General features: G+C 60.0%; 20 protein-coding genes and 1 tRNA gene. 19 read left to right on the plus strand and 2 right to left on the minus strand.

All coding sequences use genetic code 11. The features are described from left to right. The first annotated feature begins 76 nt into the window (after positions 1 to 76). From BPSY_RS04240 to BPSY_RS04265, 6 genes are all read left to right on the plus strand, one after another. Positions 77 to 1,609, plus strand: coding sequence for a formate--tetrahydrofolate ligase (locus BPSY_RS04240; RefSeq protein WP_033494585.1), 1,533 nt, complete (start codon positions 77 to 79; stop codon positions 1,607 to 1,609). Between the two features lie 101 nt (positions 1,610 to 1,710). Then, positions 1,711 to 1,784 (plus strand) — tRNA-Lys (locus BPSY_RS04245). Positions 1,785 to 1,930: 146 nt separating this feature from the next. After that, entirely contained in the window at positions 1,931 to 2,662 is a 732-nt protein-coding gene (locus BPSY_RS04250; RefSeq protein ID WP_033494586.1) for an MIP/aquaporin family protein, read from the plus strand. 241 nt (positions 2,663 to 2,903) lie between these two features. Then, positions 2,904 to 3,824 (plus strand): DUF3152 domain-containing protein, encoded by a 921-nt coding sequence (locus BPSY_RS04255; RefSeq protein WP_238556803.1) that lies wholly within the window; start codon positions 2,904 to 2,906, stop codon positions 3,822 to 3,824. Between the two features lie 243 nt (positions 3,825 to 4,067). Continuing rightward, positions 4,068 to 5,093, plus strand: coding sequence for a glutamate--tRNA ligase family protein (locus BPSY_RS04260; RefSeq protein WP_081884244.1), 1,026 nt, complete (start codon positions 4,068 to 4,070; stop codon positions 5,091 to 5,093). 76 nt (positions 5,094 to 5,169) lie between these two features. Further along, the gene (locus tag BPSY_RS04265; protein WP_033494587.1) at positions 5,170 to 6,042 is read left to right on the plus strand and encodes a YggS family pyridoxal phosphate-dependent enzyme; all 873 of its coding nucleotides are present in this window, start codon (positions 5,170 to 5,172) and stop codon (positions 6,040 to 6,042) included. A 36-nt stretch (positions 6,043 to 6,078) separates the two neighbouring features. Here the strand turns inward: BPSY_RS04265 and BPSY_RS04270 are convergent, their stop codons facing one another. Then, entirely contained in the window at positions 6,079 to 6,627 is a 549-nt protein-coding gene (locus tag BPSY_RS04270; protein WP_033494920.1) for a type 1 glutamine amidotransferase domain-containing protein, read from the minus strand. A gap of 226 nt (positions 6,628 to 6,853) precedes the next feature. Here BPSY_RS04270 and BPSY_RS04275 point away from each other — a divergent pair, with 226 nt between their 5' ends. Continuing rightward, on the plus strand, positions 6,854 to 7,669 hold the full coding sequence (locus tag BPSY_RS04275; protein WP_033494922.1) for a fumarylacetoacetate hydrolase family protein: 816 nt from the start codon (positions 6,854 to 6,856) through the stop codon (positions 7,667 to 7,669). 363 nt (positions 7,670 to 8,032) lie between these two features. Beyond that, the gene (gene clpB / locus BPSY_RS04280; RefSeq protein ID WP_081884246.1) at positions 8,033 to 10,828 is read left to right on the plus strand and encodes an ATP-dependent chaperone ClpB; all 2,796 of its coding nucleotides are present in this window, start codon (positions 8,033 to 8,035) and stop codon (positions 10,826 to 10,828) included. A gap of 35 nt (positions 10,829 to 10,863) precedes the next feature. Here the strand turns inward: clpB and BPSY_RS04285 are convergent, their stop codons facing one another. Then, complete coding sequence (locus BPSY_RS04285; RefSeq protein ID WP_051921701.1) at positions 10,864 to 12,867, minus strand: HAD-IC family P-type ATPase; 2,004 nt, start codon at positions 12,865 to 12,867, stop codon at positions 10,864 to 10,866. A 201-nt stretch (positions 12,868 to 13,068) separates the two neighbouring features. On the opposite strand from BPSY_RS04285, the gene BPSY_RS04290 reads away from it, so the two are divergent. The 11 genes from BPSY_RS04290 (at position 13,069) to BPSY_RS04340 (ending at position 24,826) form a co-directional block, all read left to right on the plus strand. After that, a complete protein-coding gene (locus BPSY_RS04290) occupies positions 13,069 to 14,442 on the plus strand; it encodes a DNA recombination protein RmuC (protein ID WP_033494588.1) in 1,374 nt (457 codons plus the stop codon). 67 nt (positions 14,443 to 14,509) lie between these two features. Then, positions 14,510 to 15,226, plus strand: a complete 717-nt coding sequence (locus BPSY_RS04295; RefSeq protein ID WP_238556804.1) for a type I phosphoribosyltransferase — start codon at positions 14,510 to 14,512, stop codon at positions 15,224 to 15,226. Between the two features lie 29 nt (positions 15,227 to 15,255). After that, positions 15,256 to 15,936: a TrmH family RNA methyltransferase gene (locus BPSY_RS04300; protein WP_081884249.1), complete on the plus strand. Its 681-nt coding sequence runs from the start codon at positions 15,256 to 15,258 to the stop codon at positions 15,934 to 15,936. Positions 15,937 to 16,109: 173 nt separating this feature from the next. Continuing rightward, positions 16,110 to 17,096 carry an ATP-binding cassette domain-containing protein gene (locus BPSY_RS04305; protein WP_051921702.1) on the plus strand — a complete coding sequence of 329 codons (987 nt, stop codon included), beginning with the start codon at positions 16,110 to 16,112 and terminating at the stop codon, positions 17,094 to 17,096. Further along, entirely contained in the window at positions 17,093 to 18,037 is a 945-nt protein-coding gene (locus BPSY_RS04310) for an ABC transporter permease (RefSeq protein WP_033494590.1), read from the plus strand. Before BPSY_RS04305 ends, BPSY_RS04310 begins: the two co-directional genes overlap by 4 nt. A gap of 132 nt (positions 18,038 to 18,169) precedes the next feature. Then, positions 18,170 to 18,466, plus strand: coding sequence for an Asp-tRNA(Asn)/Glu-tRNA(Gln) amidotransferase subunit GatC (gene gatC, locus BPSY_RS04315; RefSeq protein ID WP_033494591.1), 297 nt, complete (start codon positions 18,170 to 18,172; stop codon positions 18,464 to 18,466). Positions 18,467 to 18,474: 8 nt separating this feature from the next. Beyond that, entirely contained in the window at positions 18,475 to 20,016 is a 1,542-nt protein-coding gene (gatA, locus tag BPSY_RS04320) for an Asp-tRNA(Asn)/Glu-tRNA(Gln) amidotransferase subunit GatA (protein WP_033494592.1), read from the plus strand. Positions 20,017 to 20,039: 23 nt separating this feature from the next. Further along, complete coding sequence (gene gatB / locus BPSY_RS04325; RefSeq protein ID WP_033494593.1) at positions 20,040 to 21,542, plus strand: Asp-tRNA(Asn)/Glu-tRNA(Gln) amidotransferase subunit GatB; 1,503 nt, start codon at positions 20,040 to 20,042, stop codon at positions 21,540 to 21,542. Between the two features lie 83 nt (positions 21,543 to 21,625). Then, positions 21,626 to 22,780 (plus strand): GNAT family N-acetyltransferase, encoded by a 1,155-nt coding sequence (locus tag BPSY_RS04330; RefSeq protein WP_033494594.1) that lies wholly within the window; start codon positions 21,626 to 21,628, stop codon positions 22,778 to 22,780. Between the two features lie 4 nt (positions 22,781 to 22,784). Beyond that, positions 22,785 to 23,099: a DUF2469 domain-containing protein gene (locus BPSY_RS04335; protein ID WP_033494595.1), complete on the plus strand. Its 315-nt coding sequence runs from the start codon at positions 22,785 to 22,787 to the stop codon at positions 23,097 to 23,099. Positions 23,100 to 23,236: 137 nt separating this feature from the next. Then, a complete protein-coding gene (locus BPSY_RS04340) occupies positions 23,237 to 24,826 on the plus strand; it encodes an NAD(P)/FAD-dependent oxidoreductase (RefSeq protein ID WP_033494932.1) in 1,590 nt (529 codons plus the stop codon). Positions 24,827 to 25,176: the final 350 nt, after the last annotated feature.

Raw genomic sequence — 25,176 nt, forward strand, 5'->3', positions numbered from 1 at the left:
GCGACCCACCCCATCCCAGTCGTCGCGCCACCAAGCCGTTCTGATCGATGAATCAGAAGCAACCAGAGAGGATCACATGACCACCTACGAGAGCTACGTCACTCAATACGGACAGGTGAAGAAAATAGATGCCTTCGCTTATCTGAGTTATCTGCACGATCATCCGCAAGAACCGCGAAAGCACGGCAAAGTCGTTCTGGTGACCGCCGATACGCCTCTCAAGGCCTCCCGCGGAGAAGGCAAGACCACAACGACCATCGCCCTGATCGACGCTCTGCGCGCACGCGGCGTCGATGCCGCCGCGGTACTCAGGCAACCGAGTATGGGAATCACCGCAGCCGGTTCAAAAGGTGGCGCCTCCGGCGGCGGCAAGGCCTCCCTGACCCATCCTGAACTGATCGACTGGGGTCTGTGCGGAGAGATGGCCGCGATCGCGGCGGCACAGAACCTCCTGGTCGCATTCGCGGAGAAAGCCGTCGACGACGGCCGTCTGGACACGATCGCGGTGCCACGCGTTTCGGAGACGCCCTCGCGTTCCCTGCGTCAGATCGCAGTCGACCGCGGCAAGGGTGATGTGCCTGAGCGCACGGTCCTGACCCCGACCTGTGAGCTGATGCAGATCGTCGTGCTGTCGCGCAGCATGGAGGAGATCGCGCAGCGTGTCTCGGAGATGGTGGCGGGCAGCTTCGAAGGCAAGCCTGTCGTCTTCGGGGACTTCATCGATCTGTGGCGTATCACCAATATCCTCGGCGACGCCGTCAAACCGGCGCTTACCGAGACCAAGCAAGGCTCCCCGGTCTATGTGCATTGCGGTCCCTTCGCCAATGTCTCGATTGGCATACCGAGCCTGGTCTCCGTGGAACTGGCGTGCGCCTTGCATGATGTGGTGGTCGTTGAGGCGGGATACGGCACGGATGCCGGTGCGCAGAAGTGGCTTGACATCGCCGCCCGTGAGTTCGGCGCGCAGTGGCCCGCCGCCGCCGTGGTGGTGACGCGCGCCACCACATGGCGCGACGATCCCAAGCTGAGCTGGCGCTACCCCTTCCACATCAACAGGCTTGAGCGGCTTGGCCTTGCGGCCTTCCCCTTGGTCAACCTGTGGGAGGGCGAGGACGATCAGGTGGGCCAGTTGCGTCAGCAGGCAGCCGATCTGGGATTCCGCACGCCGATCATCGGCAATCTCTTCCGTGATGGTGGTGACGCGCTTGCCGAACAGCTGGACGCGTTCATCGAAGCCTTGGAACAGCACGACGATGCCTCCGTGCGCGGTGACGAGTCCCTGGACAGTCACAGGGGAATGGACACCGTCGATGACATCAAGTGGATCATACGCAGTGCATACGGAGTGCCGGCCGGGCGCGTCCTGCTGCGTGAAGGCTTCGAACAATCCCTGGGGAATGCACGCGAACTCTGTGCGTCCTTGGGCAAGGACCTCGACGATATGGTCGTTGTCGCGGTGAAATCTCCAGCCACGATGACCGATGACGACAGCGCCGCCGAGCAGGACCGAAGCGTTACCTTGAAGAAGGTCGAAGTGCATGCCGGTGCCGGTCTGGTGCAGGTGAACCTCACCTCCTCCCTGACCACCCCGATGCCCAAGATCGTTTGATCCGCGGGCTTTGGATAACATCCTCGGGCCGAGGACACGACACGAGTTGCACAATCTGAAAAACTGAGTATTGTTGTTCCTCGGCTCAAGTGTGTGCCACTGCCCCTGTAGCTCAGTTGGCTAGAGCAGCTGACTCTTAATCAGCGTGTCCGGGGTTCGAGCCCCCGCGGGGGCACACATCATAAGGACCCGTCTTCATGACGGGTCCTTATGGCGTTCAAACAACTTTTCCGATGTAAGAATGAGTCAGCCATGCAACTGGTGCAGGCTTCGCTCTTTCATGGAGAAGTCACCGGGAGAAGAACAATTTAAGGAAACATCGTGGATTACCCCCTGATGACCAGACTCGCCGCCGAATGCATCGGCACAGCCCTGCTTATGGTATTCGGCAATGGAGCCGTAGCCAATGTGGAGCTCAAAGCCACGAAAGGCCATCACTCGGGGTGGCTTACCATCGCCATGGGCTACGGTTTCGGTGTGATGTTCCCGGTCATGATGTTCGGAGCGGTATCAGGAGCGCAGATCAATCCGGCGATGACGCTCGCGCTTGCCGCAAACGGCTTGTTCCCGTGGAGTGAGGTGGCTCCATACATCCTCGCACAGTTGCTCGGCGCCGCAATAGGCCAGCTGATCGTGTATGTCACCTACTATCCGCATTATCGCGATACCGATCAGGCTGAGGCCATTTTCGCCAGCTTCTCCACCACCGATGCGGCCGGTTCACGCTCGAATTATTTCCTGAACGAGTTTTTCGGCACGCTGATCCTCGTGCTGGGTGCATTGTGCTGCCTCTCGCTGCCGTGGGGTCAGAAGGACCCTGCCGTGGCGTCCCTGGTGGTCGGTTTCATCGTTTGGGGCTTGGTCACCTCTCTGGGTGGGCCGACAGGCCCGGGGCTGAACCCCGCCAGGGATCTGGTCCCCCGTCTGCTCCACCAGGTGCTGCCCATATCCCACAAAGGTTCGTCGCGGTGGAATGAAGCTTGGATTCCGGTTGTGGCACCGATCGCCGGCGCGATCATCGGCGCCTGGATATTCCACGCGATATTCGCCTGAGATTGACACAGGCCGGTTATACTGGGCTCTCATCAGGGTTTGCCGACACATGCAGCCACTCATCGCAGCAGCGGTGAATCGGGTGGCAACGGTACACGATGGTAATGCTTCGCGGCGATACCCCAGACAGTGAGAGATGAGGGTCATGCCGTCATTCGCCGAGTGGTGCAAAGCGATGTTCCGACGGTGCAGAATGACGTGCGTTGCGGTGTTTCGGGCTGCGCGCACTCTGATATCCCCAGTGGTGTCGCGTATCGCGACATACTTCAGCACAAGGATGCCGGCGGCGATCAGCAGGATCACAGTGGCGCTGGGCGGACATCCCGAAGCGGCCCCGGACGGCGGGCGACCCGATGCGGCACGCAAATCGCGTTCCAAGGAATCGCATCGGGTGTATGTGATTCGCAGGAGTGTGGCACTGCTGCTGGTCGCTGCAGCGACCGCAATGGTGATCGTCCTGATCTCCTCGGTCGTCAATGGTCTGCAGGCGCAGGACCCGGCCACCCGAATCCAGGAACGGTCCGCGGCCTCATCCGAGCGGATACGCCAGGGTGCCGTCATCCTCAAGCAGGCGGCGCCTTCGCCGCGTGCGGAGGGCGTACTCAGCGAAGGCCAACGCAGCGCGATTATGGTGAAGGCGCAGGAAGTCGCGCGGCGCAGCGGGAAGACCTTGCATGGGTACCACTACTGCGTCTCGTCAACAGGTGATGTCGGGGATATCAAGGTGTTCGAAAGCACCGTTTTCAAAACCCTGAATTCCAGTCTTGGGTGGCCTCGTGCAGGGGCCACCTTCTCATATGCCGCTTCGTCCGGCGGCAGCGCTTGCGATATGACCTTGATTCTGGCACAGGCGAGCGCAATGAAATCCTTCTCTGATGGATGCAGCGAGGAATACAGTTGCAGGGTCGGCAACGATGTGATCATCAATGCCGATCGGTGGACGAGCGGAACCCCCGACTGGCTGAAGGCCGGTGGAAGCGTGGAGAGATACAGGCGTCTGGTCATCAACCACGAGGTCGGTCACCGTCTTGGGCATCTCGACAACGAGGCGAGCTGCACGGTGGCCGGTGGAGCGGCACCGGTGATGCAACAGCAGTCCGTCTCCTTGCGAGGATGCTCGCCCAACGAGTGGCCCCTTGATTCAGAACTGTGGATCGCATGAGCGTGAACACCTGAGTACGATTGTCAGGGCATGATTGTTCGGATATGGCCGCATGGGTCGCCGTCACGCAGCCCGATGCGGGCAGCCGATATCTGGGCAGTCGATACCGAGCAACCAAAACACAGCAATCAAAACACAGCAACCAAAACACCGCCCAACCCGCCCGCGACCACGACGACACCATCATTACATCGACACCATCCACGCAGATACCATCTACACAAACACCAGCACACGGATACCATGACAGCAGATTCTTCTCATTCGAACACCGAAGTAGGGCGCATCGCACCTTCGCCGACAGGGCGCATGCATATCGGCAATGTGTATGCCGCGCTCGCGGCATGGCTCGATTCACGCGCCCTCGGGGGATCCGTGCGGCTGCGCATCGAAGACATCGACACCTTCCGTGTGGTCGCCGATGCGGATCGTTGGATCATGGATGATCTGAACTGGCTCGGGCTGGATTGGGATGGCGATGCCGTATACCAATCAGCGCGTGTGGATCTATACGACGAGGTGTTCCGGTCCTTGGGGCGGCAGGTGTTATCGTCGGGCGGCCCGCTGATATACCCGTGCTTCTGTTCACGTGCGGATATACGTGCGGCTTCGGCGCCGAACGAAGGCGACGGTTTCCTCCTGTACCCGGGCACATGCAGGTCCATCGACGGCGAACACCGTGAACGCCGACTTGCCGCAGGGGACCGGCATTCGTGGAGGATAGCGGTGCCTGGATCCGATGGCGATGCAGATGATTCGGTGGTTTTTGATGATGAGGTTTTCGGGTCGCAACGCTTCTCTCTGTCACGCGAGCTGGGTGATGTGATCGTCCGGCGCTCGGATGGTGTATTCGCCTATCAGTTCGCCACGGCTGTCGACGATTGGCTGATGGGCGTCACCAGAATCGTTCGAGGCAGGGATTTGCTGCGTTCGACAGCCATCCAGCTCTGGATTCGCAGACATTGCGCCGGACATCAGCAGATGGACCGGCTGTCGTCCGAATCGCACGCACAGGAGCCGGTGTTCGCGCATCTGCCCCTGATCGACGATACGGATGGCAGACGGATGGCCAAGCGTTTCGGTTCCGTGGATATGGGGGAGTTGCGCGAAGCCGGAAGAAGTCCCGAGGAGGTCATCGGCATATGCGCCTGGCTGCTTGGCCTGTTGAAGCAACCCCAGCCGCTGGGTGCACGGGATCTGCTGCGATCCTTCTCCTTCGACCATCTGCGTGGGAATCGGCAGGATCGCAGCTTGGAATCCCTGCTGTAACGAGGGTGCTACTAGCATTATCGTTGGATTGGATATCATCGGTTGGAACAGCCGGGAACCGCAGGGATGGGTGGTTATGGTCGCATACATGGAGCACAAGGATCTCGCCAACGAGCGCCTGGATCCGGCACGGGGCATCGAAATAAGCGATGGGGTGCACCGTGTTTTGGATGGGATCGCCAGTGCCGCGGACCATGCAGGCCGGCCGGCGGATTCGGTGCGGCTGCTCGCGGCGACGAAAACCCGTGACGTCGGCGAAATCATGGCGGCCATTGATGCCGGCGTGCGACTCATCGGGGAGAACAGGCCTCAGGAGATCGAGGTCAAGGCGGCGCGACTGCAGACGCTGTGCATGCAGCGCAATCTCGCTCTGGGATTCCAAGGGCAGGAAGGCGAAGGCGATACCGATGGCATCGCCACCGATGGTACCGGTGCCGGGCAGCCTGGCGGCATTCATGCCGAGCATATGGGTTTTCACCTGATCGGGCAGTTGCAAAGCAACAAGATCAACAAGGTACTGCCTGTGGTCACGACCGTAGAATCGGTGGACGGCATGGTGCTGGCGGAGCGCATAGCCCGCAGGGCATCTGCCCGGGGCCGCTCGGTGGGCGTGCTGCTTGAGGTGAACGAATCAGGTGAGGAATCGAAATCGGGCTGCGCTCCCGAAGAGGCTGAGGATTTGGCGTATGCCATGGCGGCGTTGGAAGGCGTCGAACTGCGCGGATTGATGACCATCGGCGCGCATGTCGATGATGAGACGCGCATCCGGGAAGGCTTCGCCCATCTGCGTGGTCTGAGGGATCTCATCGCCGCATCCGGGGAGGACGGGACCGGATCATGCCGGGAGCTTTCGATGGGCATGACCCACGACATGGCCTATGCGATTGAGGAGGGAACCACAATCGTTCGCGTGGGAACCGCTATTTTCGGGGCACGAGCCTTCATCTGAGCGCTGCCGATCCGGTCGGAGCCCTCTGGATGAGGATCAGAGCGCGTCTTCGATGGCGTTGACGAATGCATCAAGGTCATCCGGTTTGCGGGAGGTGATGAGTTTCCACCCGCTCGCGTCGTCAACGACGACCTCACGGTCCTCATGCACGCCACCGGCATTCTCGACGTCAGCCTTGATGTAGCGGCAGCTGGTGAGTGTCTTGCCTCCGAGCACGCCTGCGTTCACCAGAAGCCACGGACCGTGGCATATCGCCGCGATGGGCTTGCCTTCCTTGGCGAAATCCTTGGCCAATTCGATTGCCGAGGGATTGATGCGCAGATGGTCGACATTGCAGGTGCCTCCCGGTACGACCAGAAGATCGTAATCCGAGGCCTTCACGTCGGAGAGCAGGGCATCGGGGGTCACCGTGACGCCGGGATAGCGATCATGCTGCACGGTTTGGACGTCTTCGGAGGTCGGTGACGCAAGTGTGACCTGTGCCCCCGCTTCGCGCAGATCGCCCAAGGGTCTGGTCAGCTCGGTCTCCTCAATGCCCCAGTCGTGAACCGCAATCAGAATCTTGCGTGAACGTATGTCTGACATCCTTGTCCTCCCTTTCGTGATGCTCATGATCCTGGCCGGGCCTGCAGAAAGGTTCATGCCTCGTCTTGCCTGCCGCATATTCCTTCAGCCCGAAGCCCTGTCTCCATACTGTCACCTCGATCCCGCGCAGGCATCATTTGGGGCCCATATCAGTTATGAGCGAATTCGCTGGACCGAAGTCCGGCATGAGATTTGGAGGTTGGGCCGGAGCATTATGCTGGAAGGCATGAGAATCGCACGTTTTTCCTTCAATGACCGTCCCCAGTACGCCTTCGTCCAGCATGACGATGCCGACGACAAGGATTATCTGATCGCCTTGGACGGATACCCGCTGTCTGCCCAAACGGTCAAACCAACGGGGGAGCGCCATGCCGTGGACGGTGACGGCGTTCGGCTGCTCGCCCCGGTGATTCCTTCCAAGGTGTATGGACTCGCCAAGAACTACCAGGCCCATACCGCTTTCATGGCCGAATCGGGTATGTCGGATATTACCGAGCCGCCCGAGCGGATGATGATTTTCGCCAAGCCTTCGACCGCGGTGATAGGACCTGATGATCCCATTGTGTACCCCTCCTACTCGAAGCAGATGTGCTACGAACCCGAAGTCGCTGTGATCATAGGCCGGATCGCCAAGAACGTGCCCGAGGACAAGGCGATGGATTATGTACTGGGTTTCACCTGCGTCAATGATGTGACCTTGCGCGATCTGCAGCAGGGCGACCCGATGTGGACGCGCTCCAAAGGCTTCGACACCTCCTGCCCGCTCGGGCCATGGATCGAGACCGATCTGGATTATGCGAACGCGCCGATTTCCTTCTCGTTGAATGGCCGGGACGTTCCCGAGGCTTCGGGCAACACCTCGAATCTGATCCATTCGATCCCCGAGCAGATCGCCTTCATATCAAGCTTCTCTACGCTCCTGCCAGGCGATGTGATTATGACCGGCACGCCGCATGCCTCCGGCGCCCTTGCGCCCCGGGATGAGGCGGTCGTCCATATCGAAGGCATCGGAAGCCTACGTAATGTGGTGGTCTCTGCCTGAACCATACCCTCCGCCCTCATCCCTGCGACGTGGGCTGCGGTCGAGGGATCTCTCCCTCGGTGCTTTCAGTGGGATCCTTCGACTCCGCGCCCGACTGCGCTTGGGATGCCATTGGAGAGCGCCGTTCCGATCACGATGGCGTGGTGAATCGGGCAATGGGGCCCGATGAATCAGAAACTTGAGTGGATGAGACTCAAGTTTGGGAATATAGTGGTATCTCGAAGTGTTGTGCATATCAGACTTCACGGAATGTGACCAAGGAGAATCCGGTGTAGCGGGTCGCCCGCCTCCGCTGGCAGTAGCGGAGTGGCTCCTGTCCCTCGCATTCATCGAAGGCATCAACTGAATGGTAATGGAGGAGATATGGAACAAAAGTTCACAACCATGTCGCAGCAGGCTATTTCCGACGCAATCCAAAGCGCGTCGGCCGCGGGTAATGCGCAGGTCGATGTATTGCATCTGTTGGACGCTCTGCTGCGCCAGCAGGATGGTTCCGTGCCTGGACTCGTCGCAGCCGCGGGTGGCGATGTACAGCGCATTGGAGCCCAGGTGCGCAACGCCTTGGTGGCATTGCCAAGTGCCAGCAGCTCGACCGCCACGCAGCCACAGGCAAGCCGTCAGCTGACCACTGCGATCGCGCAGGCGGAAAAAGAGATGCAGGCGATGGGGGACGAATACGTCTCGACCGAGCATCTGCTGATCGCTTTGGCGGAAGGCCCCTCTCAGGTGGCCGACATCCTCAAGGGCGATGGACTGACTCCGAAGGCCCTGCGCGATGCCGTTCCCGGTGTGCGTGGAGGTGCGAAGGTCACCAGCGCGGATGCTGAGGGCAGTTATAAATCCTTGGAGAAGTACTCGACCGACCTGACCGCGCAGGCCAAAGAAGGCAAGCTTGATCCCGTGATCGGAAGGGATCAGGAAATCCGCCGTGTGATTCAGATCCTGAGCAGGCGAACGAAGAACAACCCCGTATTGATCGGTGAGCCGGGCGTGGGCAAGACGGCTGTCGTCGAAGGTCTTGCCGAACGCATCGTGGCGGGCGACGTTCCGGTGGGACTGCAGGGCAAACGTCTGATTTCACTGGATATGGGCTCGATGGTTGCGGGAAGCAAGTACCGTGGCGAGTTCGAGGAGCGTCTGAAGTCGGTGCTCAACGAGATCAAAAGCGCGGATGGCCAGATCATCACCTTCATTGACGAGCTCCATACGATTGTCGGAGCGGGTTCGGCCGAAGGCTCGATGGATGCGGGCAATATGCTCAAGCCGATGCTGGCCCGTGGCGAGCTCAGACTGATAGGTGCCACCACGCTGGACGAATACCGCGAGAACATCGAGAAGGATCCGGCGCTTGAGCGTCGTTTCCAGCAGGTATTCGTCGGTGAACCCTCGGTCGAGGACACCGTCGCGATACTCCGTGGACTCAAACAGCGCTACGAGGCACACCATAAGGTGACCATCGGGGATGATGCCCTGGTTGCGGCCGCCACGCTCTCCAATCGTTACATCAGCGGGCGTCAGCTCCCCGACAAGGCCATAGACCTGGTCGATGAGGCCGCCGCGCATCTGCGTATGGAATTGGATTCGCAGCCGGAGGAGATCGATGAGCTGCAACGCAAGGTGACACGTTTCGAAATGGAGGAGATGCAACTCAAGAAGGCCGAGGATCCCTCATCCAAGAATCGCCTGGAGAAACTGCAGGCTGATCTTGCGGACACCCGTGAACGTCTCAGTGGTCTGAAGGCGCGCTGGGATGCCGAGAAAGCCGGGCATAACAAGGTCGGCGATCTGCGCGCGCAGCTTGATGCCAAGCGTGTGGAGGCGGACAAGGCGACCCGCGAGGGTGATCTGGAGAAAGCCTCGCGTATCCTCTATGGCGAGATTCCCACCATACAGAAGGAGCTGGCGATTGCGGAGGAGGATGCCGACAGTGAGAACGGTGCTGCCGGACAGACTCCCGATGGCGCGGATATCGCAGGGGGCGCAGCGAAGGAACCGATGGTTCCCGATCACGTCGATGCCGATTCCGTCGCTGAAATCGTGGCCGACTGGACCGGCATACCCGTTGGCAGGCTGATGCAGGGCGAGAACGAGAAACTGCTGCATATGGAGGACTTCCTCGGCAAACGCGTCATCGGCCAGCGCCAGGCGATCCGAGCCGTATCCGATGCCGTTCGCCGCTCGCGTGCCGGAATCTCCGACCCGGACAGGCCTACCGGTTCATTCATCTTCCTGGGGCCGACTGGTGTGGGTAAAACCGAGCTCGCGAAAGCGCTTGCCGACTTCCTCTTTGACGATGAGAAGGCCATGGTGCGCATCGATATGAGCGAGTACATGGAGAAGGCATCCGTGTCGCGACTGATCGGTGCGGCTCCGGGCTACATCGGTTACGAAGAGGGTGGCCAGCTGACTGAGGCGGTTCGTCGCCGTCCATACTCGGTGGTGCTGTTCGATGAGGTCGAGAAGGCCAATTCCGAGGTGTTCGACGTCCTGCTGCAGGTGCTGGACGACGGGCGTCTGACGGATGGTCAGGGCAGAACGGTCGATTTCAGGAACACGATCCTGATCATGACCTCGAACCTCGGCTCACAGTTCCTGGTGAGCGACACCTTGGACAGTGAGGCCAAGTACCGGGCGGTTATGGATGCGGTGCATGCGCAATTCAAGCCGGAGTTCATCAACCGCCTCGATGAGCTGGTCGTCTTCGATCCGCTGACGCGTGATGAGCTCGGCAGCATCGTCGATATCCAGGTCGCCCAGGTCGCCAAACGTCTGACCGATCGCCGGATAAGCCTCGACGTGACCGATGCGGCGCGAGAGTGGCTTGCCGATGCGGGCTACGATCCGGCATATGGCGCCCGTCCCTTGCGGCGTCTGGTGCAGACCGAGGTCGGCGACCAACTCGCACGCATGCTGCTCGCCGGGGGTGTGCATGATGGCGACACCGTTCTGGTTGATCAGACCGGCGGCGAACATCTGGAACTCACGGTATGGCCAACGGACACGCTGGTCGACGATGAGGCCGTCCGGCATATCACCGCCGGCGAGCCTCAGTCCCGACCGGATGATCCGCATGCCGCTGGTGATAGCGGTGCTGCCGGCACAGATGGTACGGCCGGTGCGCCCGGTGGAACGGAGCAGTCAGGTTCTGCCGGCCTGTGATGCAGGGTGCGGTGAATCGGCGATAGCCATTCGAATCAGGCGCCAATGAGTCGTGGTTCCCTGGGCTTGGCCGATGTGACGGCTGCGCCGCCGGTGATGCGAATCACCTGGTGGCGCAGCCGTCTTGCGTTAAGCACCACACACAGGGATGACAAGGCCATGGCCACGGCGGCGACGACGGGATTCAGCAACCAGCCTGTGAAGGGGTACAGCACTCCCACCGCGAGGGCGATGGCCACCAGGTTGAATGACAGCGCCCACGCGAAGTTCTCGCGGATGTTGCGCACGGTGATATCGCATAATTGGATGGCTTTGGGTATGCCCCGCAAATCCCCGTTGACGAGCGTGACATCGGCGGACCGAAGCATCCCGTCGATTCCGGAACCGATCGCGAAGCCCAGATCAGCCTCGTTCAAGGCCGCGGCATTCTCGATGCCGTCACTCGCCAAGGCCACGAGATCGCCATCCTCCGAGACCTCCTTGAAACGCCTGATCCAGGATTCCTTGTCATCCTGACGCACTGAAGCGACCACCTCGTCAATGCCCAGGCTTTTCGCGACGCCGAGCGCCGTCTGCGCATCGCTGCTGCTCAGCAGAATGGTGTGTATGCCCGAACGACGAAGGGTGTCGACCGCATCCGCAGCGTCGCCGGACGGTTGGCCGTCACCGCCCTCGCGCTCGTCCGAGGACTGCGAATCCACCGTATGCATGGTCACGGCCTGATCGATGACCACGGTTCGTATGTGCGTCCCCTGTTGCAGGACCTGTGCGGAAGACAGCAGAATGCCGTTTGAGGCTCCAAGGCTGACCGCGGCGCTCACGGACAGAGGCGTGACCAGGCCCAATGCGCAGGGGCAGGCGATAATCAGCACGTTCACCGCGGTCACAACCGCATGTGAGAGACGGGGTTGCGGTCCGGTCACAATCCATATCGCGAAGGTCCATACCGCGATCAGCATGACCACCGGAACCAGGATGCGGGAGATGTTGTCGGTCAGACCTTGCACGGGTGCCTTGCTCCGCTGGGCGTGAGAGGCCACGTCGACGATGTTCCCCAAGGTGCTGTCGCGTCCCGCGCGCGTGCATCGCATCACGATTGTGCCGCTTACGGCCGAGGTCCCGGCGAAGACCTGGCTTCCCGATTCCCGTTTCACACCCGCCGCATTGCCGGTGATGATCGATTCATCGAGGATGGCCTCGCCTGCCGTCACGACACCATCGGCGGGTATCGACTCCCCGGCGGGAACAAGGAGCAGATCCCCTCTGGAGAGCGTGCTGGACGCCACGGTTCTGGCCAGGTCTTCGGCGCTGTCGGAATGGTCGTCAGGGAGATACCCCCGGGGCAGGATATGCGCTGTATCGGGGATGAGCCCGGCCAATTGCTGAACCGAGGTATCCGACAGCGCCCGGGCCTTGGTCTCCATAAGTCTTCCGAGCAGCACCAAGGTGATGGTTACGCCGACCGATTCGAAATATGGTTCCCGCGAGCCTTCCGGCATCAGATCGGATGCTATGCACACCGCGAGGCTGTATATATACGCCGCCCATGTTCCGATGGAGATCAGGGAGTTCATGTCGGGCGATCTGCGTGCAATGGCTGTACGGCCGATATGGTGGATCGGCCTGCCGCAATAGAACATGACCGGCGTGATCAGAATCGCCTGAAGCCAGGGACTCTGTATCCAGGCTGCCTGCAGCCATGCCGGTGATCCATCGGAGCCCAGAAGGGACAACAGGGCGAGGACGAAGACGATCGCGGTAAGCGTCGTTCCCACAATGACCAGTCTGCTGAGGCCGGCTGCCTCCTCCTGCCGGCTGCCGAACATCTCCGCATAGGCCTGGTCGGTTGAAGGATGTTGCGCATCCCCTGCGTGCCTGTCCGCATGCGCGGCGGGGGAGGGTGATGTATGTGAGGAATCCGATGCATCTGCCGGGGTGTCGGACACGTCGCTTTCGGAGAAGAAGTACCAGAGCACGAACCAGGTCACCGCTCCTGCGGCGACGATTGTGGCTCCAAGCATGAAGATATCGAATCCCATGAATGTCCTCCTTCGACTCTTTATCATCTCATTGTGCACTCTACAAGGAGCCCGGGGAATCACATTGTTACACGGAGACCACGTATTTACCGGCCATCCATCCCGAACGTCCTTCACACCTCAGCATCCGGATATGGTGCGGATGGGCCGGGGCGGCATGGGGATGCCCCGAGGTCCAGCGATGCTGATTTCATAGAACATATGTTCGACAATGCTTCATCACCTATGACCATTCTTCTGATCGTCCTCGCAATCCTGCTCGCCCCGCTCGCCGGCTATCTGCTGGGTCGTGCCTCGGCGTCGAAGTCTTCGGTCGGGCAGGATGCCGATGCGGGTGATGAATTGGCGCAGCGTTTCGAGCTTCAGCAGCAGGAACTGCAGGAGGCCAATGCCAGAGTGGTCGAATTCTCCACTCGTGCGGAGGGTCTGCAACAGCAGCTGGAATACGTCAAGGCACAGCTGACACAGTCCCAGCGGGCCGAACAGAACCGTCTTGAACACGACCAGGAGCGCACCCGACAGGAAGCGGAACAGCGCGAGCAACGGCAGCGGGCCGCGTTGCAGGAGCAAAGCAAGGTGTTGAGCGCTCTGTCACCGGTTCAGAAGAATCTTGAGGCATTGCAGCAGAAGGTCGCGCAGATCGAGGAAGGCCGCAAGCACGAGATGGGCATGCTTGGTGAGCAGCTCAAAGGTCTGGGGGAGCAGCAGACGCGTCTCGACAAGGAAACCAGCTCCTTGGCTTCGGCCCTGCGCGACAACAAGATCAGGGGCGCCTGGGGTGAGGCCCAGCTCAAGAACATCGTGGAATCAGCGGGTCTGCTTGAGCATGTCGACTTTGATACGCAGGTCGTGGTGACGGATGCGCAGGGGCATATCCAGCGCCCGGACATGATCGTGCACCTGCCGGGAGGGAAGACCATCCCGATTGACGCGAAGGCGCCGTATGCCAATTACCAGAGGGCCTGCGACATACCGGACACCGCTCCGCAGGATGAACTCGCCCGCAGGTCCGCCCTGTTGAAGGCCCATGCCAAAGATTTGCGCGAGCATGTCAAAACGCTGGGTGACAAGGCCTATTGGAACGCTTTCGAAACGGCTCCTGATTTCGTGGTGGCATTCATTCCCAACGAGTCCCTGCTGCAGGCGGCTTTGAACGCCGATCCGACATTGATGGACGACGCGTTCGCACAGAAGGTGGCGCTCACATCACCGGTCACGCTTTGGGCGGTGCTCAAATCCGTCGCGTACGCCTGGCAGCAGCAAAGCCTCACCGATGACGCCAAAACCCTGTTCACACTTTCCCGTGAACTGTATGAGCGTTTCGTGGTACTTGGCGGCCGTGCGAACGCCTTGGGCAAGGCGATCACGAAAACGGTCGGAGCATACAACCAATTCGCCTCATCTCTGGAATCCCGTGTGCTGGTAACGGCACGTAAGCTGCAGAAACTCGATCAGTCCAAAATTATCGATGAGGTTGATCTGATCGATTCCGAGCAGGCGAATATCAGAGAGCTCACCGCTCCCGAAGTCCAGGAAGGCAATCCCGAAGAGGATTCCAACCCCACCCAGTCATGATGCTGGGCATGTGGGTCGGTGCTTCTCGCCCAATCGGATGACCGCGAGTCGCTATACAGTGGTAACCATGGCATCCCAAAGCACATCAGGATCATTCAGGTCCACAGGCGCGCCGGAAGTGCGCGTTTCGCAGGAGCAGCAGGGCCTCGAGGCACTGGACACCCGGGAACAGCTCAAGCGTCTGTTGGAGCGGGAAGTGGCGAACAAGCCCTTCAGTGAACTCTCCGCAGTCACCTACCAGCATCGCGGCTCACAATTGGCCGGGCATCTGCTGCTGGACACACTTGAGGACGCGGGCTTCGGGATTGACGATTTCGATGCCGTGGGAGCGTTGACGGCAGCTTCCATCCCCCTGGCCATCTCGATGCTGCAGGCTGCGGCATCCAGAGGTCAGGATCTCGATGCCTTCGTGATGGACTTCGTGTATCCGAGCATCAAAGGCCCTTCCATACAAGGCAAAAGGGTTATCCTGCTGGACGCGTGGTTGAGTGAGAAATCCTATGTCCAGACTTCCTCACTGGTCACCTTGCGCAACGGCAACGAGCTCGGTCTCGACTTCAGCATCCTGGGCCATGAGGGTGCACAGGTGCTGGGCATCGCCGCATTGATAGGCTCCACACCATCCGTTGAGGGCATCGAGGTGGTTAATCCCCTGACTGAGGAAGGGCATATGCTGCCCTTCATCCGGGTATACGACGAGCAGGAGTTCAAGCTTGGGACGGCCCGGGAGAGCGCGGCCGGCGATGGCGATGACGGCGGTGCCAGTGGCGAGGTTGAGGAGTGAAAGAGGCCTCAGCCATAACGCAGGCTGCGATGAATTCGGGTGAACCGCATTTCCGCGTGGTCGGAGTCGGACCTTGGTCCCAGACCCACCCCGGTGAAGGGCGACCGGACGATCCATCCTCTGCGAACTATGATCCCCGATTCGATTCTGAGCTCTTGGATGAGGGCGACAGACGCAACGTGCTGGACCGTTTCCGCTACTGGAGTGTGCAGGCCATACGAGACGATCTTGACCGGCAGGGACGTCACCCCTTTGAGGTGGCCGTCGAGAACTGGACCCACGATTTCAACATCGGTTCCATCGTGAGGACGGCCAATGCCTTCGCGGCCGCCAAGGTCCATATCGTCGGACCCCATAAATGGAACCGCAAGGGTGCGCTGATGACCGAGCTGTATCAGCATGTCGAGCAGCATCCGTCGATCCAGGAGCTCTTGGAGCAGACACGGCTGGGAGATGCCCGGAATCCCGACGAGGGCCCGACACGGATTATCGCCATCGATAATGTGCCTGGTGCCGTTCCCATCGAGAGCTATGCATTCCCCGAACGTTGTCTGCTGATTTTCGGCGCCGAGGGCCCCGGTCTTTCGCAAGGGGCCCTGGATGCCGCCGATGACGTGGTCTTCATCTCCCAGTTCGGCTCGGTGCGCTCCATCAACGCGGGGGCCGCAGCGGCCATCGCGATGCACTCCTGGATTGTGCAGCACGGCTGATGACATCCGACCGCGGTCCCCGTTCCACCGGGTGACGGCATGCGCACCGGCCCGGGGCGCTTCTCCTCCCATCCCGATCGCACCGTGCAAGGATATGGTGTCATGCTCCTGGCACGGCCCTCTTCCGGGGCGCTGCATACCCGAAGCTTGGAATATGCTGATAAATTGAAGATGTGATTGAAATCGAGCATTTGAGCAAACGCTTCAACGGCAAGATGGCTGTGGACGATGTCACCTTCACGGCAGCAGATGGTAGGGTGACGGGATTTCTGGGGCCCAATGGCGCTGGTAAATCCACGACGATGCGTGCCGCACTGGGGCTGATCAAACCGAGCGGGGGTCGCGCCCTGATCGACGGGCAGCCCTTCACCTCCATGCGCGCACCGATGTCCCAGGTCGGAGCCGTTCTGGACGCGAAGTCGGCGCATAAGGGACGTTCGGCATACGCCCATCTGCTGTCCCTGGCCTTGAGCAATGCGATACCGAAGTCCCGGGTGGATGAGGTCATCGACATAACAGGTATCGCGAATGTGAAGAAACGCCGCGCAGGAGCCTTCTCGCTGGGTATGGGCCAACGTCTTTCCATAGCCGCCGCTTTGCTGGGCGACCCCCACAACCTGGTGCTGGACGAGCCCATCAACGGTCTGGACCCCGAAGGCGTGAGATGGGTGCGGGAACTTTGCCGCTATTACGCGAGTCAAGGAAGAGCTGTTCTGCTCAGCTCCCATCTGATGAGCGAAGTGGCCCTCACCGCCGATGACCTGGTGATCATCGGCCAGGGTCGTGTGTTGGAGAAGACCTCCGTCAACGCCTTCATACAGGAGCATTCCAGTTCGGCGATACGTGTGGCCACGCCGGATGGGGAGCTGCTGCAACGCTTGTTCTCCTCGATGCAGGGTACGCGGGTGGAGCCGATCGCCCCCACCTCGGTCGATCCGCAAGGCGTCCACGTATTCCATATCTGGGGAGCGACATTGGAGACGGTGGCAAGGAGTTTCGCTCAATCGAACATCGCGATATACGAGCTCGCCACCGAGCATTCCTCGCTTGAACAGGCCTATATGGAGCTGACACATGCCCATGTGGAATACGCGGCTCAGGAGCTTCCCGGGCAGCAGGTCGCCACGCCGGTGGCGGCACGAGGGGAGGACGTACGATGAGTTCGACGAACAGCGCGCAGACACAACGATCGCAGGGACATGGGTACAACACAGGCCGTCGCATGTCATCGCGGCGCATCCATCTCAGTTTTCCCGGCAGCGTCCATGCCGAAATCGTCAAGGTCCTGAGTCTTCGCTCCAGTTACATCCTGTTGGTGATCAACACCGTACTGATACCTTTGGGGACGGCCCTCGCCGCATGGAGCATCAAAACCCTGAACAGCATGGGCGAAGACGGCAAGACCTTGAGCAGACCGCGGGCTTTGGACGCCGCCGATCTATGGATGTCCGTGGGCGCATTCGTGAGCACGGCAGTGCTCGCTGTGGGCATTCTCGCCATTCTGTCCCTGACATCCGAATTCGCCAACTCCTCGATCCAAGCCTCATTGACCGCCAACCCGCGCAGGGCCATGTTCATGGGAGCCAAAACCGTGGCGGTCTCGGCATTCACCGCTGCCTCCACGCTGATCGGCATGCTGCTCGCCTGGGGTACTGCCCATATGGTGCTGGCAGGCACGACGATAACGCCCCTGTCCGATGCCCACCGTTTCGCACCATGGGTGGTCATCATCGGGGCACCGATCGCATCCGTGCTGATCGCGATCATGGCCATCGGCATCGGCGGGATCTGCCGTTCCACCGTGGGTGCCGTATTCGCCTTCATTGGCGTCATGATGATCGTCCCGCAGCTGCTCTCGGTGGCCGCACTGTTCGGCAACGGATTCCGTTGGCTGAACGTGGTGACAGCCGTGCTGCCCAACTCGCTGATGGATGGATTCCTGGGAGCCGATCTGAACACCGGTATGTTGGCCTCCACGACGAGCGCGACGTCAAGCAGCTTCGATCCGAACTGGTGGCAGAGCGCCCTTCTGCTGGCCCTGTGGTCGCTTGTGGTGTACCTCATTGGCACGGTGCTCGTCAAACGCCGGGACATCGCCTAGCATCCGCATCCTCTGATTCGAAACGGCGGGATTGGTGCTCTGATATGCCCCACCCGCCGCGAATCCCACCGCATCGCTTGATGCCCGGCCCGCTATACAGCTGTGTCACACTCGACACATATAGTGAGTGCTATGCCAACATTCACACGAGAAGAAATCGAGCATTTGGGAGACCTGGCTCGTATCGCACTCACCGATGACGAGATCACCCGACTCCAGGGCGAGCTCAATGTGATCGCGGAGTCGATTGCAAAAGTCCAGGAGGTCGCCGGTGAGGACGTGCCTCCCACGGCGAATCCCGTTCCCCTCGAAGCCTATCTGCGACCTGATGTGGCGGAGCGTCCGCTGACCCAGGAAGAGGCCTTGGCCGCGGCTCCGGCGACTGAATCCGGGATGTTCGTGGCACCGCGCATTTTGGGTGAGGAGTGAGGGAATCAATGACACAGCAAACTGAACTCGTTACACTCAGCGCCGCCCAGATGGCGGAAGCGATCAACGCAGGCGAGGTCTCAAGCCGGGAGCTTGTGGAGGCGCAACTCGCTGCCATCGATGCGGCCGAGCCGAGCATTCAGGCCTTCCTTCAGGTATCCCGTGATCAGGCCCTGCAACAGGCTGATGATTTCGATGCGCGACGCCAATCCGGTGACGTGGATGGGCTGCCCGAGTTGGCCGGCGTCCCGATCGCCGTCAAGGACATGATTGTGACGAAGGGCATTGCGACCACCGCGGCATCGAAGATCCTGGAAGGTTGGATTCCTCCTTACGACGCGACCGTGGTGCGCAAACTGAAGCATGCGGGAATGCCGATTCTCGGCAAGACCAATCTCGATGAGTTCGCCCAGGGCTCGTCAACCGAGCACAGCGCTTACCAGACCACGCACAACCCATGGGACACCAGCCGTGTGCCGGGCGGTTCAGGTGGCGGTTCCGCCTCCGCAGTGGCCGCCTTCGAGGCGCCTTTGGCCCTCGGCACCGACACCGGCGGTTCCATCCGTCAGCCAGGTGCTTTGACGGGAACGGTCGGTGTGAAGCCCACCTATGGTGGTGTCTCACGGTTCGGAGCCATCGCGATGGCTTCCTCGCTCGATCAGATAGGACCAGTTTCACGCACCGTTCTCGATGCGGCATTGCTGCATGAGGTCATCGGTGGATATGACGAGCGTGACTCCACATCGATCCCCAAGCCACTCGGGAAGCTGGCTGATGCCGCTCGTGAAGGCCAGCGACAGGATCTGCATGGCATGCGTGTCGGTCTGGTCAAGGAAATCGGCGGTGAGGGCTTCCAACCTGGCGTCGAGGCTCGTTTCCGTGAAGCGGTCAGTGCCCTTGAGGCGATGGGCGCGGAGGTCGTTGAAGTCTCATGTCCTCATTTCTCGTACTCGCTTGGCGCGTACTACATCATCATGCCTTCCGAGGTCTCTAGCAATCTCGCACGCTACGATGGCATGCGCTATGGTCTGCGCGTGATGCCACCGGAAGGCAAGGCGCAAACGGCGGCCAACATGATGGCAGCCACCCGTGAACAGGGCTTCGGCGATGAGGTCAAGCGTCGCATCATCCTCGGCACCTACGCCCTTTCAGCGGGATACTACGATGCTTGGTATGGTTCGGCGCAGAAGGTGCGCACGCTGATCATCCGCGACTTCGCCCAGGCATTCGAGCAGGTTGACGTGCTGGTCTCCCCGACGAGCCCGAGCACGGCATTCAAATTCGGCGAGAAAATGGATGACCCTCTGACGATGTATCTCAACGATGTGGCCACCATCCCCGCGAATCTCGCAGGCGTCCCTGCCATGTCCATACCTGCAGGCCTCAGCGATGACGGTCTGCCCGTAGGCTTCCAGTTCTTCGCACCCCAGATGAAGGATGAAGTGATGTACAAGCCTGCGGCGGCACTGGAGGCCGCACTGCTCGAACAGCAGCATGGTCCGATCTGGCAGTCCATGAACACCCCTTGGCTTGATGGCCTGAACAAGTAAGCATCGGAAGGATTACATTCGATATGGCTGATAAATTGATGAAGTACGCCGATGCCGTCTCCAAGTTCGACCCGGTTTTCGGTCTTGAGGTCCATGTGGAGCTCAGCACGAACACGAAACTGTTCTGCCCTGCGCACATTGAATTCGGCGGCGAACCGAACTCGCAGCTCACCCCGGTCTCCCTTGGTCTGCCCGGCAGCCTGCCGGTGGTGAACAAAACCGCGATCGACTACGCGGTCAAGCTGGGCTTGGCATTGCACTGCGAGATCGCGGAATGGAGCCAGTTCGCCCGCAAGAACTACTTCTACCCGGATATGCCCCGCGACTATCAGATCTCCCAGTATGACAAGCCACTGAACGGCAACGGCTATCTGGATGTGGAACTGGATGACGGTGAGATCTTCCGCGTGCAGATCGAACGTGCCCACGTCGAGGATGATGCAGGGAAGAACACCCATGTCGGTGGTGCGGACGGCCGCATCGAGGGCGCCGACCATTCATTGTGCGATTACAACCGCGCAGGGGTGCCCCTGGTTGAAATCGTGACCAAGCCAGTCGAGGGCGCCGGTGAACGCGCCCCGGAAATAGCCGGTGCATATGTGCGCGCCATACGCGATATCGTCAAGGCCCTGAACATCTCACACGCCCGCATGGAGCAGGGCAATATGAGGGCCGATGTCAACGTCTCGCTGCGCAGGAACGAGGGCGATCCTCTGGGAACCCGCTCGGAGACCAAGAACGTGAACACCTTCAAGGGCATCGAGAAGACGATGGCCTACGAGATTCGCAGACAGGCCGCCATTCTCGATGCAGGTGGCGAAATTCTTCAGGAGACGCGCCACTGGGATGAGTCGTCACAGAGCACGGCCGGTGGCCGCGTGAAGTCCGACGCCGATGATTACCGTTATTTCCCCGATCCCGATCTGGTCATGGTGCATGTCACCAGCGACCACATCGAGGAGCTGGCCAAGCAGATGCCCGAGATGCCACGCGAGCGTCGTGCCAGGTTGAAGTCCGAATGGGGATTCTCCGATCTGGAGATGAGGGATGCGGTCAATGCCGATGCCCTCGATCTGATCGAAGCCACGGTCCAGGCAGGTGCCAAAGCCTCGGGTGCGCGCAAATGGTGGATGGGAGAATTGTCCCGCGAAGCCAATGCCAGGGATCTGACCCTTGCCGAGTTGCCGATCACCCCGGAGGATGTGGCTCAGGTGGAGGCGCTGATCGCCAAGGGCTCCTTGAACGACAAACTCGCCAAGCAGACCGTATCCGGTGTGCTCGCCGGTGAGGGAACCCCTGAGGAGGTCGTGAGCAAGCACGGCTATCAGGTGGTTTCCGATGATGGTGCGTTGCTCGCGGCGATCGACGAAGCCTTCGCCGCCAACCCGGATATCGTCGAAAAGCTCAAAGCGGGCAATATGAAGCCGATGGGTGCGATCATCGGTTCGGTGATGAAGGCGACGCATGGTCAGGCCGATGCGAAGGCGGTACGCAGCATCGTTTCGGAAAAAATCGCATCGCTCTGATGTACACTGTGATGCGCGCGATTCCATCGAGACGTAAAATTCTTGAGTGGTTTCCAAGTCACTAGCAACTACGAAGGCGGCACATGGTACAAGCCAACGAGGTCACAGGGCCGGAGTCGGAACAGACCAGGGAGCTTCCGGAGCGTCTGATCATTCCTGAGATCAAAGGGGAGATGGTTCATCTGCGCCCGGCAGGTCTTGACGACCTGGCGTATATGGATCAGCTTGAAGCCTTCTACAATGCTTCGGGCATCACAGGCAAGGGCCCCCAGGCGGAACGGGCCGTTGTGCACACCTGGGTGCGTCGTTCGGTCGCATGGAGTTGGGGGCAAACCGCCGGCGAATCCGGTGTGGGTGATCCCGAATCCCGCAGGACGGTGGCATGGGCGATGCTCGCCAGCTCCGAGGCGAACGATGATGCCGCCGATTCCGCGGACACGGATGGCGATGCCATCATCGGCATGATTTTCCTGATCGACATCGACGGTTGGGCCCGCTCGGCGCGCATACAGGTGGTGCTGGGCAAGAACTACCGTGGCCGTGGGTATTCACGTGACGCCATGCCTCGTGTGATGACATACGGTTTTGCCCCCGAGCCGGCCGGACTCGGCCTGCACCGTATCTGGGTCAGCGTGCCCGAGAAGAACACGCGTTCAACCTCGGTCTACCAGTCGCTCGGATTCGTGCCGCAGGGAACGTCACGTGACGCCTTGTGGGATGCCGAGAACGGGAAGTACCAGGATCTTATCGTCATGGACACGCTCGTCGATGAGTACGACCCGATCCAGTCGCTTGATGCATTCGGAATGCATGTGATCGAGGATAACCCGGGTGTGCGCGAGGCCCTGAGTGCCAAAGAGCATTCCCTGGCTCTGAGACTGAACGGCGAAGGGCTTCGTGGGGCGCATGCCAACGGCGTGCATGCCGATGCCGATCGTAAGGGGAAGAAGCCCTCCGGACAGGGTTCCGCCGACCGATCCGATCCCCGATCCTCGTCAGCGCATGATGCAGACGAAGCTCTCTCCGAGGCCGCAGCCTCCGAAGAGGTCGCCAGGCTGCAGCGGGCCGGGCATGAGGCCGCAGGCCGTGCGGATACCGAGAACAGCTCCCAGGAGGAACATCCCGACGACCAGGCGGATTGGCCATACAACCAGAGCAGCCGCAAGACTTCCAAGCGCGCATGGTGGAGGAATATCGGCCGTGGACGCAGCCGTACGGATGAAGGTCAAAAGGACTGAAGCAATGAGTGCTGAAGATTTGGATAACTACGAGACCGACGCGGAGTTGGCGCTGTACCGCGAGTATCGCGATGTAATCAAGCTGTTCACCTATGTGGTTGAAACGGAACGCAGATTCTATCTGGCGAACAAGGTGGATTTCAATGTCCGCAGCGCAGGTCAGGATGTCTATTTCGACGTTCGGTTGACGGATGCCTGGGTCTGGGATGTGTATCGGCCCAGTCGTTTCGTGAAGAATGTCCGCATTGTCACATTCAAGGATGTCAATGTGGAAGAGGTTCAGAAATCGGATATCGATATCCCCGATTCCATGGAGTGATGGGCCTGCAAGGGAAACCTCCGCGACGGCGCGGGCGTATTGTTGTGTGAGGGAATATTGGGCATTGCCTGCCGCCATCCATGATGCGGCGCTGCTCATATAGACTGAGGAAGATTATCTGCGTGCAGGAGGTTAAGGTGACGAATAAGCAATCCGTTGTAATCATCGGCGGTGGACCGGCTGGTCTGACGGCGGCATGGGAGCTCGCCAAAGACGGCGGCAGTGAACGATACGATGTGACCGTGCTGGAAGCCACCAAGCAGTTCGGTGGTATTTCGCGCACCGTCAAACACAACGGCAACCGGATGGATATCGGTGGGCACCGTTTCTTCTCCAAGGACGACAGGATCATGGACTGGTGGAAGAACGTCCTTCCGCTGCAGGGTGCGCCTTCGTACGACGACAAGAAACTCGGACGTCACCATGATCTGGAGCCCGGTGGTCCGGATCCGGAGAAAACAGACAAGGTGCTGCTTAAGCGACACCGTGTATCGAGGATCTACTGGAACCATCATTTCTTTGATTATCCGATCTCACTGTCCTGGAACACTTTGAAGGCGCTTGGCTTCAGGTTGACGATGGTCGCCGGATTCAGCTACCTCAAATCGGTGTTCCACAAGCTGCCCGAAGACAATCTGGAGAACTTCTACATCAATCGTTTCGGACGGAAGCTGTACTCGATGTTCTTTGCCGGGTACACCGAGAAACTCTGGGGCAGAGCCCCGAAGGAGATCAGTGCGGACTGGGGTGCGCAGAGGGTCAAAGGCCTGAGCATCATGGGCGTGCTGAAGAACGCCGTGCAGAAGATGCTGCCGAAGAAACGTGACTCGCATGAGGTGGAGACGAGTCTCATCGAAGAGTTCTGGTACCCGAAGCTGGGGCCGGGGCAACTCTGGGAGACCGTGGAGGCCAACTGCCGCGAGGTCGGCGTGCATGTCATCACCGATGCCAAAGTGGTCGAACTGGATCAGCGGGATGGCCGTCTTTCCTCCGTGGTCTACCTCGATGCCGAAGGCAAGAAGGTCTCGCTTGAGGCCGATGAGGTCATATCCTCGATGCCGATCAAGGATCTCGTCAACGCGGTCAAGGCTTCCCCCCAATCAGCTCCGAAGGATATGGCGGAGATCGCCAATGGTCTGCCGTACCGTGACTTCGTGACCGTGGGGCTGCTCGTCAAGAAACTGCGCATCCGCAACACCACGGACACCCCTACGCTGGGTAATCCGCCGATCGTCCCCGATTGCTGGATCTACGTTCAGGATCCGGGATTCAAGGTCGGCCGTCTGCAGATGTTCAACAACTGGAGTCCGTATCTCGTCAAGGATGTTGATGACACGGTCTGGATCGGTCTTGAGTACTTCTGTGAGGAAGGCGATGACTTCTGGAACCTCAGCGATGAGAAGGCTACGGCATTCGCCGTCGACGAGTTGACCCGCATGGGGATCATCAACGGTCCGCAGGATGTGATGGATTCGCATCGTGAGCGGGTCCCCAAGGCCTACCCGGCATACTTCGACACCTACGACCGTATGCCCGAGCTGGTCGAATGGCTTGACTCCTTCGGCAATCTGTACTGCGTCGGGCGCAACGGGCAGCACCACTACAACAACCAGGACCATTCGATGGCCACTTCAATGGAGGCTGTCGATAACATTCGCACCGGAAGAACATCGAAGACGAATGTCTGGAATGTCAACACCGAGAAGAGCTACCACGAGGAGAAGTAGGTAGCGGTCAGCAGGTAGATCCAAGCGGGATTCCGCCGCGCATCCCATCGGGCCTTCGGCCCGCACCGACGCGGCATGTGATATGACGGCGGTTGCCCATCATTGCCGAGAGGCTGATGGGCAACCGCCGTCATTGTGCATCGGTCCGGATGCGTCTTGCGGGGACTGGCGGCCGAATCGATGCGCTCGGACGGGAACCGAACTGGACATGCTTCTGGCGTTTCGTTTTGCATGATGTGCGCTGCCGTTGTAAGGTATTGGAAGTTCGGAATGCTGAGACAGCTTCGGACTTCCAATATGCGGATATTCCGCCATTATTCTCTAGCCACGTCAGACTATGTGTCGACGAA

The sequence above is a fragment of the Bifidobacterium psychraerophilum genome (assembly GCF_000741705.1).
In the GTDB taxonomy this organism is placed as follows: domain Bacteria; phylum Actinomycetota; class Actinomycetes; order Actinomycetales; family Bifidobacteriaceae; genus Bombiscardovia; species Bombiscardovia psychraerophila.